General features: G+C 72.0%; 7 protein-coding genes and 1 pseudogene. 4 read left to right on the top strand and 4 right to left on the bottom strand.

All coding sequences use genetic code 11. The features are described 5' to 3' along the window. The 4 genes from ACNFOC_RS47025 to ACNFOC_RS47010 form a co-directional block, all read right to left on the bottom strand. A partial coding sequence (locus ACNFOC_RS47025) for a copper resistance CopC/CopD family protein (protein WP_416965135.1) occupies nt 1–1175 on the bottom strand: 1175 nt, incomplete at its 3' end. A 159-nt stretch (nt 1176–1334) separates the two neighbouring features. Beyond that, nucleotides 1335–2114 carry an SDR family NAD(P)-dependent oxidoreductase gene (locus ACNFOC_RS47020; protein WP_416965134.1) on the bottom strand — a complete coding sequence of 260 codons (780 nt, stop codon included), beginning with the start codon at nt 2112–2114 and terminating at the stop codon, nt 1335–1337. After that, nucleotides 2102–2584 carry a cupin domain-containing protein gene (locus ACNFOC_RS47015; protein ID WP_416965133.1) on the bottom strand — a complete coding sequence of 161 codons (483 nt, stop codon included), beginning with the start codon at nt 2582–2584 and terminating at the stop codon, nt 2102–2104. Before ACNFOC_RS47015 ends, ACNFOC_RS47020 begins: the two co-directional genes overlap by 13 nt. An 18-nt stretch (nt 2585–2602) precedes the next feature. Then, the gene (locus ACNFOC_RS47010) at nt 2603–5323 is read right to left on the bottom strand and encodes a GNAT family N-acetyltransferase (protein ID WP_416965132.1); all 2721 of its coding nucleotides are present in this window, start codon (nt 5321–5323) and stop codon (nt 2603–2605) included. A gap of 118 nt (nt 5324–5441) precedes the next feature. On the opposite strand from ACNFOC_RS47010, the gene ACNFOC_RS47005 reads away from it, so the two are divergent. From ACNFOC_RS47005 to ACNFOC_RS46990, 4 genes and pseudogenes are all read left to right on the top strand, one after another. Beyond that, nucleotides 5442–6155, top strand: coding sequence for a siderophore-interacting protein (locus ACNFOC_RS47005; RefSeq protein WP_416965131.1), 714 nt, complete (start codon nt 5442–5444; stop codon nt 6153–6155). Between the two features lie 53 nt (nt 6156–6208). Next, on the top strand, nt 6209–6805 hold the full coding sequence (locus tag ACNFOC_RS47000; RefSeq protein ID WP_416965130.1) for an HhH-GPD-type base excision DNA repair protein: 597 nt from the start codon (nt 6209–6211) through the stop codon (nt 6803–6805). Between the two features lie 97 nt (nt 6806–6902). Then, the gene (locus tag ACNFOC_RS46995; protein ID WP_416965129.1) at nt 6903–7562 is read left to right on the top strand and encodes an HdeD family acid-resistance protein; all 660 of its coding nucleotides are present in this window, start codon (nt 6903–6905) and stop codon (nt 7560–7562) included. 78 nt (nt 7563–7640) lie between these two features. Next, nucleotides 7641–7854, top strand: a pseudogene (locus ACNFOC_RS46990) (hypothetical protein); the annotation flags it as partial.

Here is a 7854-nt window from a genome sequence, read left to right as displayed (position 1 = left end):
ACCCGGACCCGTACTTCCGCCCCCACCATCCGCCCGGTCCACTGTCGCGACCACCCCGCCACCGCGAGCAGCAGCACCACCGCGCCGAGTTTCACGAGCAGGATGCGGCCGTACGACGTCCCGGTGAGGGCGTTCCAGGAGCCGAGGCCGCGCCAGGACTGGTAGACGCCGGTGACGACCAGGACCGTGACCGAGGCGAAGGCGAGGCGGGAGAAGCGGGCCACCGGGGCCGCGTCGAGGTTCGGCGAGCGGTAGAGGACGGTGAGCAGGGCCGTCAGGCCGCCCAGCCACACCGACATCGCGAGCAGATGCAGCACCGCCGAGGTCATCGCCACCGGCACCTGGATCCCGGCGGACGCGTGCTCCGCCGACGCCCAGGTCAGCGCCAGGCCGACCGCGAGGACGGCACCCGTCCCCAGGGCCGGCCGTCCGAACCGCTCCCGCCCCCGAAGTCGTAGAAGGAATACGGCTGTTGCGGCGAGGAGGAGCAGGCGGGCCGCGAGTGCCAGGCCTGGGCGGGACGTCAGCGTCTTCGGGAGCGCGGAAGGCTCGAAGGCCGTGGCCAGGCCGGTGCCCGCCTCGTAGGAGGACCTGAGGAGGAGCAGGGCCAGCGTCGCCGCCAGCAGGGTCCACCAGCCCGTCAGGATCGGCTTGTTGAGGACGGCCGGGTTCGGGGGGCGGCAGAGGGTGACGAAGGTGGCGGTGCCGATGAGGAGGGCCGCGGCTATGTACGCGAAGTAGCGGGCTATGTCGTACAGGCTGGCGGTGAGGGGGTCCTCGGTCGGGGCCGTGGTGATCGGGGTGGTCGTGGCGGAGGGCTTGCCTATGGAGAAGGTGAAGGCGCCCGAGACCGGGTGGCTGTCGGCCGAGACCACGCGCCAGGCGACCGTGAAGGTGCCGGTGCCGAGTTTGGCGGGGAGCGTGACGCTCGCCGTGTCGCCCGCGTCCTTCGCGTGGTGCGCCGAACTCGTCTTCACCCGCCGGTTGTCGGGGTCGTAGACGCGGAAGGAGTCGTCGAGCAGGGCTACGGACTCGGAGAAGGTGAGGGTGACGGAGCGGGGGGCGGACTTGACGACGCTGCCGTCGGCGGGGTCGGTGGATTCGAGGGCGGCGTGCGCGGACGCGGTGCCCGCAGTGCCGAGGAGGAGCAGGACCAGCAGGGAGCCCAGCAGCACCAGCCCTTGAACTCCTCGCCGGGCACCCCGTCCGCAGCCTCCGCCGCCGCCTCCGTCGTGTCCAAAACCCTGTCCCTCATTCCGTCGTCGGCGCACGTCACATCTCCGTCTTCGGACTTGCAGGCCTCGGGTTATGTACGGACGTACGGCGCCTACGACTCACCATGTGGGCCGCGCCGTCACGCCGCCGTCGACGACCAGGTCGTGCCCGGTGATCCAGGAGGCGAGGGAGGACGCCAGGAAGACGCACGCGTCCCCGACATCCTCCGGCCGCCCCAGCCTCCCCGTCGGCGCCGCCTCCCGCCACCTCCGCACCCCGTCCGGCCAGGCCGCCTCCAGCCCGTCCCGGTCGATCAGACCGGGCGAGACCGTGTTGACGCGGATGCCGTACGGGCCGTACTCCAGGGCCGCCGACCGCGCGTGCATGACGACGGCGGCCTTGGACGCGGCGTAGTGCGCGTGGAGGGCGGCGGGGGCGCTCGCCTCGATGGACGCGATGTGCGTCACCGTGCCGCCCCCGCCGTGGTGTCCCATCACCTCGGCCGCCGCCTGTGTGCACGCGAAGACGCTGGTCAGGTTGGTGTCGACGACCGTCCGCCAGTCCGCCGCCGTCATCCCGGGCAGGGGTTGCGTCGGTTGTACGCCCGCGTTGTTGACCAGTGCCGTGAGCCGTCCGCCGGCCCATTCGGCCGCCTCGCGGACCAGTCCGCGGCAGGCGTCCTCGTCGGTCAGATCGGCTTGCAGTACGACGGCTCGGGCGCCCAACTCCCGTACGCGGGAGGCGACTTCATCGGCCGCCTCCACCGCCGTACGACAGTGGACCGCGACCCCCGCCGCCCCCTCCTGCGCGAACCGCAGCGCGATCCCCTGGCCGATGCCGCCGCTCGCGCCCGTGACCAGGGCGAACTGGCCCTCCAGCAGGCCGCTCACGGGCGGCACAGCCCGGTGATGCGGGCGGCCTCGGCCGGGGTGCGGGCGTAGCGGGCGGTCAACTCGCCCGCGTCGCCGTGCTCGTAGCCGTCGTAGGTGAAGCCGGGTGCCATCGTGCAGCCGAAGAACGTCCAGGCGCCGCCCGCCACCACCCGCGCCCCCATCCAGGTGGAGCCGGGCACGGTGAACTGGACGTGTTGGCCGTGCCGTACGTCCGGGCCGAGGACCGCCGTGCTCGACGTGCCGTCCGGGGCGAGGAGCAGGAGTTCGAGCGGGTCGCCGAGGTAGAAGTGCCAGACCTCGTCGCCGGGCAGGCGGTGCAGGGCCGAGAAGTCCGCCGCTGTCAGCAGGGCGACGATCGCGGTGCCCTCCGGGCGGCCGTCGGGCCGCTCCGGGCCCGCCCAGGTACGGCGGAACAGGCCGCCCTCGCGGGGGATCGGCTCCAGGCCGTAGTGGGCGACGAGGTCTTCTGGGGTCACTCCGGTCACCTCGGCAGGCTACGGGAAGGCCACCTCGCGAGGGAGGAACGCCAGTTGAGCGTGCTTCTCGGGGATGAACACGTCCGGGATGTCGACCTCCGGCAGGACGACCCTCGGGCCCGCCACGAACCCCTGCCGCAGGAACCGCGCGATCGCCTTCTCGTTCCGCACGTCCGGATCGACCACGACCCGGTGCCGGTCCAGACCGAGCAGGACGTAGGAGGTGAGGACGCCCATCAGCGCCGCCGACCAGCCGGGCTGTTCGCCGTCCGGTCCGGCGGGCGCGAGGAGGAGGTGGATGCCGATGTCCCCGGGCCGTACGTCGTAGCAGTCGCCGACGCGGTCGGCGGCGGGGTCGTAGGTCTGGAGGAGCCCGACGGGTTCGGCGTCGCGGAGTACGAGGTGGGCGTGGTGGGTGTCGAGGGTGTCCATGTGGGCGTAGATCTCGGTGACTTGGACCTGCGTGAGGCCGTTCATGCCCCAGAACGCGGCCCGTTGCCCGCTGACCCAGCGGTGGATCGTCGCGGCGTCGGCGACGGGGTCGAGGGGGCGGACGTGGACGGTGCCGAAGCCGTCGACGTGTTGTGCGTGGACGGGCTCGCGAACGGGGGTGCCGGGTTCGGGGCCGGGGCTGGATTCAGGTGCGGGTCCTGGTTCGGGTTCGGGTTCGAGGCGGCTGAAGTCGGTGATCACCGGAACCAGATCTCCCTTGAGCCACAAGGGCAGTTGATCGCGGTGGTGCGGTGAACCGGCCACCCCGGACGCCCCCAACGGCACCACCCACAGGCTGTCCTCCCGCCGGGCCAGGTCCCACACGAACCGGGCCGCCGGGCCCCGCGCGCTCAGATCGGTGAACCCGGGCACGGCGGAGGTGCACAGCACGCAGTCGTGGTCACCGGACAGGCCGGGCCCGGGAGTTGGGGTCCCGCCGGACGCCCGCCAAGGAGTGAGGCGATGGGTGTCACCCCACATACCGGTCGGCTGGGCGGCGGCCTCCTCGACCGCCGCCCGTACCGTCTCCGGGCGGTCGATGCCGTACAACTCCCGTGCACTCAGCAGGTGTTCGAGCGCGAAGGCGACACGCGGGAGCAGCCCGAGCCAGGGCAGGAAGACCTCCGGGTACGCGGGCGGTTCGGCCAGCGCGGCGAACGCCGGGTGCGCCACGAGCCGTCGTACGACCGCGCCGCGCACGGCCGCGTAGGCGGCGGCGTCGGTGCTGTCGGCGTCCATGCGGCGGTCCCAGGTCAGCAGCCGGTCGCGGAGTGCGGATGCCTCAGGGGTGAGGTCGGTGAGGGCGGCCAGGTGGTCCAACAGGGGTGCGGCGGAGCCGAGATGGGTGTCCATGTGGATCGCGGGCATGTCGGCGGCGGACCACTTCTCGCGCCCGGCGAGCAACTCGGCGATGCGGTCGGCGCGGTGGCTCGGGGCGAACTCGACGCCGAGCGGGGTGGCGGGGCCGCGTTGGTTGGCCATGACGGCGACGCCGTCGTCGGTCAGGCGGCCGCGGGGCGGCTCGTGCCAGCCCTGCCATTCATGGCCGGGTTCCCAGGCGGGGACGAGCCGGGTGCGGTTGGCCTCGGCGCGCGACGGCACCTTGCCCGCGACCCGGTGCAGCAGTCCGCCCTCGGTGTCGGCGGCCTGGACGACGTTGACGGGTTCGGCCCAGTCGTCGAACGCCCGGTCCACATCGGCGACTTGGCGGGCGCGGAGGAGGGGGAGCAGCACGGTGAAGCCGAGGTCGTCGGTGACGCGGGGCGGATAGCGCAGGCTGACGGCGAGGGGCGGGACGCCGGCCGGCTCGCTGATGCCTCCGTCAAGCCCTTCCGGCCCGCCGATGACGACGGGCCCGCGTTCGGTCTCGATGACCTCGACCTCGACGGGCTCCTCGCCGGCCACCTCGATGGTCTCCGTGTGCCGGGCCGCGCGCCGCCAACCACCGTCCGGGCCAAGGGCCTCGACGCCGGCGCCGGTGCGGCGCAACCGTTCCCGGTAGAGGTCCTGGTAGTCGGCCATGGCGTTGGTGATGGCCCAGGCGACGGTGCCGGTGTGCCCGAAGTGGGCGATACCGGGGACGCCGGGCACAGTGAGGCCGACGACGTCGAACTCCGGGCAGGAGAGGTGGACTTGCTGGTAGACGCCGGGGTCCTCGATGAAGCGGTGCGGATCACCGGCGAGCAACGCCCGCCCGGTCGTGGTCCGTTCCCCGCTCACCAGCCACCCGTTGCTGCCGGAGGTACCGGGCCCGTCGGTGGCGAACAGCCCGACGGCGTCCGCCCCGAGATGCCGTATCGCCTCCTCACGCCAGAGCTTGGCCGGAAACCCGGCGAAGAGAATGTGCGTGGCGAGCCAGACCCCGAGGGGGGTCCAGGGCTCCCAACGGCCGGGGATGAGGCCGGACTTGGCGAACTCCGGGGCCGGGACGCCCGCCTCCAGCCCCTCGTTGACCCCATCGACGTACGACCGGACCCAGCGCGCGGTCTCCGGGTCCCGCTCCTCCAGCGCAGCGAAACAACGTCTGGCCGTGTCGTCCAGGCGGACGCGTCGGGCGAAGAGGTCCCAGGGCAGGGCGGCGGTACCGAGAAAGGCCGCCGAGGTGCCTTGCGCCCGATGCCGTTCGACCTCCAGCTGCCAGGCGCGGTCGAGGGCCGTGACGCGGCCCTGGGCGCGGGCGAGTCCGTCTGCGGTGCCGGCGCGCAGGTGGGGGATTCCCCAGGCATCGCGGTAGATCTCGGTCGTCACCCTGTGGCCCTTCTGTATCAAGACTGCCTGTACCAAGACTGCCTGTTTCCAGGCAGCTTTTTAGGTTAGCCTTGCCTTAGTTACTGATGGGAAAGCGTACGCGGAGGGTGAAGAGCCGATGGTGCAGGGGCGCGGTTGGGAGGGCGCGGTTCTCAAGCTGCTGCGCGCGAAGGACTTCGAGTTCACCGTGACGAGGGCCGAGGACGTCACCCCGCGCTACCGCCGCCTCCGCCTCACCGACGGCGGCATGCTCGCGGCGACCGGCGTCCACCCGACGATGTGGGTCCGCCTCTGGTTCGACAACGCCGGCAGGCCGCACCAGCGGGCGTACACCCTGGTCGACCCCGACCCGGCGGCCGGCACCTTCGGCCTCGAATTCGCCCTGCACGAAGGCCGCGCGAGCGACTGGGCCCGCTCGGCCAAGCCCGGCGACACGATCGAGGCGACGGTCCAGGGCACGGGTTTCGAGACGCCCGACCCGGCCCCCTCCCACCTCTTCGCGATCGGCGACCCGGCGTCGCTGCCCGCCATCAACTCCCTGCTGAATACGGTCGGTTCGAAGGTCCCGGCGACGATCTGGTTCGAGGGTGAGTCCGACAGCCTCCCCTTCCGCACCGACCCGCCCCTCCACGAGGTCCGCCATCACCCCCGGGGCCAACTGACCGACCGCGTACGCGCGGAACTCCCCGACCTCCTGAAGGCCACCCCCGACCCCTACGTCTGGATCACCTGCGACACGACGACGACCCGGGGGCTGTCGTCGTACGTACGCAGGGAACTGGGCGTACGACGGGAGCGGGTGCACGCGTTGGGGTACTGGCGGGCGTCCTGAGCCCGCCCTCGTACCGGGAGGCATCCCGCCCCCGGACGCGCCATCATCGACCCATGGACGCAACCCTTCACCTCGCCCAGGACCCCGAGGCCGACGAACTCCTCGGCCGCTCCCCGCTCGCCGCGCTGGTGGGGATGCTGCTCGATCAGCAAGTGCCGATGGAGTGGGCGTTCAAAGGGCCTCGCACCATCGCGGACCGGCTCGGTGCCGAGGACCTGGACGCGCACGAGATCGCGGCGCGGGACCCCGAGGAATTCGCCGCGCTCCTCTCCGAGAAGCCTGCCGTGCATCGTTACCCCGGGTCCATGGCCAAGCGGATCCAGCAGTTGTGCCAGTACCTCGTCGAGCACTACGACGGGGACGCGAGCGGCGTCTGGGAGGGCGTCGGCACGGGAGCCGAGCTGCTCAAGCGGCTTGAGGAGCTGCCCGGGTTCGGGAAGCAGAAGGCGCAGATCTTCCTCGCCCTGCTCGGCAAGCAGCTCGGGGTCGAGCCGAAGGGCTGGCGCGAGGCCGCCGGGGCCTATGGCGAGGCGAAGTCCTACCGCTCCGTCGCCGACATCACCGGGCCCGAGTCGCTGGCCAAGGTCCGCGCCCACAAGCAGGAGATGAAGGCCGCGGCCAAGGCGGCGAAGGCAGCGGGCGGCAAGTAGTCACCTCGACAACCCGTCAGCTAGTCACCTCGACAACCCGTCAGCCAGGTGGCCCGCCCGAGTGGCGGGCTGTCCACGCCCGGTCAAAACATGGGACATGACCGAGGCACCGAGCGGCCCCTGGGGCCCGGAGTACGACGACCGCAGCGCCCACGCTCCCCGCGCACCGCGGCCCCCGCACGACGAGCAGGAACTCGAAGGGCCCCTCTTCGCCCTCTCCAAAGCCGCCTGGCAGGTCGTCCTGTTCACCGGCGTCGCTTCTCTCATCCTCGGCGTGCTGGTCCTCGTCTGGCCCGGCGCGTCCCTTTTCGCGGCCGGCATCCTCTTCGGCGTCTATCTGCTGATCAGCGGCGTCTTCCAACTGGTCGCCGCCTTCGGCACGCACCGGGCGACCTCGCTGCGCGTACTGGCGTTCATCAGCGGCGCGCTGTCGATCGTGCTGGGCCTGTTCTGTTTCCGCGGGCCGATGCAGTCGATCCTGCTGCTCGCCCTGTGGATCGGCATCGGCTGGCTGATCCGGGGCATCACCCAGACCCTGGCCGCCGTGCACGACAAGGCGATGCCCGCGCGCGGCTGGCAGATCTTCCTCGGGATCGTCACCTTCCTCGCCGGCATCGTGCTGATCGACTCCCCCTTCCGCTCGGTCGCCGTCCTCACCCTCGTCTGCGGCATCTGGCTGGTCGCGGTCGGCGTCGTCGAGATCGTCACGGGCGTCCGGATGAGGAGCCACGCCAAGAAGGTGCCCCAGTCCCTGTGAACGTCGTCGGTAGGCCGTGCGGGCGGTTTACGCGCCCGCCGCGATGAACGCCGTACGGCCGCTGGGAGATGACCTTCCATGAGCACGAGGGTGAGCCGCGCACGAGACCTCCCCCGCAGCCGCGCCTGGCTGCGGGCCCTCGTGCTGCTGCTCGCCCTGCTCGTCCCGGGCACCCACGCCGAGATGCGCGCGACACCGGTCGCGTCGTCCGCCGGGACGACCCTCGAGTACGACGTCCTCGACCCGGCCGCTGCCCTACGGCCCCTCTCCCCCGCCGTCCACCGGCCCACCG

The organism is Streptomyces colwelliae (assembly GCF_048158785.1).
Lineage (GTDB): Bacteria > Actinomycetota > Actinomycetes > Streptomycetales > Streptomycetaceae > Streptomyces.
This window is presented reverse-complemented; position numbering and strand designations above follow the sequence as displayed.